The organism is Protofrankia sp. Cj3 (assembly GCF_917627355.1).
In the GTDB taxonomy this organism is placed as follows: Bacteria; Actinomycetota; Actinomycetes; order Frankiales; family Frankiaceae; genus Protofrankia.
In genome coordinates this window covers 3119-5762 of sequence record NZ_CAKJTR010000231.1, presented here as the reverse complement: position 1 = coordinate 5762, position 2644 = coordinate 3119, and the positions used below count along the sequence as shown (strand labels likewise).

General features: G+C 68.7%; 2 protein-coding genes. One reads left to right on the top strand and one right to left on the bottom strand.

What is annotated here, in order from left to right; genetic code table 11:
- Positions 1-9: 9 nt before the first annotated feature.
- A complete protein-coding gene (locus tag MJ783_RS21000; RefSeq protein WP_239313058.1) occupies positions 10-867 on the bottom strand; it encodes a hypothetical protein in 858 nt (285 codons plus the stop codon).
- Between the two features lie 309 nt (positions 868-1176).
- Here MJ783_RS21000 and MJ783_RS20995 point away from each other — a divergent pair, with 309 nt between their 5' ends.
- A complete protein-coding gene (locus MJ783_RS20995; RefSeq protein ID WP_239313055.1) occupies positions 1177-2640 on the top strand; it encodes a VWA domain-containing protein in 1464 nt (487 codons plus the stop codon).
- The last annotated feature ends 4 nt before the right edge of the window (positions 2641-2644 follow it).

The following is a 2644-nucleotide window of genomic DNA, read 5'->3' as shown; positions in this document are numbered from 1 at the left end:
CGGGCGCTCTCAGCCGATGATCGTTATCCGGGCGCCGGTGCCGGTGAGGTAGAGGGGACTGTCGGTGAAGCCCACGCGGTCCTCCTCGCCGACGTAGAGGTCGATGTGCTTGTCGCCGCCGAGACCTGGGGTGAACTCGTCGTGGATCGTCCACGTCGCAGCCTGCAGACGGGCGCAGGCCACCGGGTCGACCGCTGAGTGGTCCTCCTCGCTACCGCAGGTGGCGACGGTGAACCGGGCGCCCTGCGCGAGGACACCCGAGTCCGCTGCGGCCGTGCTGAAGGATTGCAGGCGCTGGCCGGTGGTGTCGGCGGGGACCGTGTCGAGCCAGTAGCCGGTGTCATACGACCAGTTCAGATAATTCCCGGCGTGATCGCCGCTGGTTATCCGGCCAGTGCCTTCGTCGTGCACGGCGGCGACGAAATCCGTGGGATACGTGCCGAGCGGGTCGTTGCCGTGTGCGCAGTCCTGACGCGGGCAGCCCGTCACCTGTCTGGGTTGGCCGTGGTGGAAGCTTTCGACCGCGGTGTAATAGACAGTGATCGTCCAGCCGTCGCTGGTCTGGCCGGTGCCTCCAGGCGCGGGTGCGGGGGTGCTGTGGGCGGTGGCCGACGGTTTGGCCGGGTTGTGGAGATCGGAGCGGCTGACCTGGCAGCCGGCCGTCAGGCACAGCAGGACGGCGAGGCCGAGCGGGCCGATGATGCCCGCTGATACCCGACCGCCGGCGCTGGGACGGGTTGACGGCCGGCAGCTGAAAGCGCGTTGACCGCCAGCATTATGTTGGCCGCCCAGAATGCGTTGGCTGCCGAAAGCGCGCCGGCTGCGGAAAACATGAATTTTTGTCATATTGCGTATTATTGCTGTCATCGACGTTCTGGTCACCCTTTCGCGGGGGACAGGACACCCATGGCCACCATGCCACGCGAATCGGTCGATGGGCGGCCGTGGCCGTGGCCACCCTGTGTCGGATGGCAGGCGGATGCGTCGCGAGGCGGCCCAGTCCCCGGTAGCGGTGTTCTACCGGGGCTGACGAGCCGGGGTACCCGTGCATCGCGAAGCGATATGCGGGGAGCGATGATGCGAGGCGCCGGCTGGCGCCGGCAGGCCCTGGCGGATTTCCGGCGGCGACCACTCGGTACCCCTGGGCCGGAAAAACCGTATCTACACTCAACCGGTATGACTGTCGTTCTGCCCAAGGGCGGGAACGTGCCGCTGCCGCCGGGGACAGGGCGGGTGCGCGTCGTGGTCGACTCCGCCGCCGGACCGGAACTGGACGGCAGCGTACTGCTGCTCACGGCATCCGGTCGCGTCCGCGGCGACGCCGATTTCGTCTTCTACAACCAGCCGCGTTCCATCGACGGGTGCGTGGCCATCGAGGAGCGTTCCGCGCGGCAGGAGGCGGTCACCGTCGACCTGGCCCGGCTGCCTGCGGAGATCTCAACCGTTGTCGTCGCGGTGTCGACCGACGGCCAGCCGGTCGGCGCCGTGCGCGGCCTGCATGTCCGAGTCCACGACGCGCCGGGCGCAGGCGATCTCCTCACGCCCGGCCCGGAGATCGTCCGGTTCGAGGTCACGGACGCGGGTGCTGAGACGGCGTTCGTCCTGGGCGAGCTGTACCGGCGGTCCGGGCGTTGGAAGTTCCGGGGGGTGGGCCAGGGCTGGACCTCGGGCCTGGCCGGGCTTGCCACGAGCTACGGCATCACCGTCGACGCGCCGCCCTCCGTAGCGGACAGGCCACCGGCCCCGGCGGGACCAGGACCGCTGCCGGGGCCGGCCCCGGGGCGGCCGGCAGCCGCCGGCACCCGCGATCCGGTGTCCATGGCGAAGGCCGCCCGGCTGGAAAAGCAGCTCGCCGTGGCCGCGCCGGCAATGGTCGACCTGGTCAAGCGTGCCGGGGTTTCCCTGCGGAAGAAGGGCATGTCCGAGCACCGTGCCCGGGTCGCGCTCTGTCTGGACATCTCCCTGTCGATGAGCGCGCTGTACAGCCAGGGCAAGGTGCAGCGGCTGTGCGAGCGCATCCTGGCGCTCGCCGTCCAGTTCGATGATGACGGTTCCTGTGATGTGTTCACCTTCGGTGGGCGTGGCCACGACGAGGGCCCGCTCGATCTGCGTAACTACCAGGACTGGGTGGCCGGGCTCAGGCGTCACCGCAAGCTTGAGGGCGCCACCAACTACGCGAAGGCCATGGGGATGGTCCGGCAGCACTACTTTCCCGACTCCCGCGGGCGGCAACGTTCCCAGCCTCGCCCGGACCACCTGCCCGTCTACGTGATGTTCGTGACCGACGGCCAGGCCACCGACAAGCGGGCCGCTCGCGACCAGATCACCTGGGCGTCCTACGAGCCGATCTTCTGGCAGTTCATGGCGATAGGGCGGAGCAGCCGCAATGTCGGTGCCGGTGCTGCGGCATCGCCGCGGCGTAGCGGTCTCGGTGGCCTTGTCGACCGCCTGCTTGAGAGCAACTTCAGCTTCCTGGAGGAGCTGGACGAGATGACCGGGCGATTCCTGGACAACGCGAACTTCTTCTCTGTTGCCGACCCGACGTCGATCGGTGATGACCAGCTCTTCGATCTGCTGATGTACGAGTACCCGCGGTGGCTCACCCAGGCACGCGCCCACGGCCTGGTCATCGGTACCTGACCGG

Excerpts from the sequence above, each read along its gene's own strand:
- MJ783_RS21000 (WP_239313058.1), bottom strand. The coding sequence starts at position 867 with ATGACAGCAATAATACGCAATATGACAAAAATTCATGTTTTCCGCAGC.
- MJ783_RS20995 (WP_239313055.1), top strand. The coding sequence starts at position 1,177 with ATGACTGTCGTTCTGCCCAAGGGCGGGAACGTGCCGCTGCCGCCGGGG.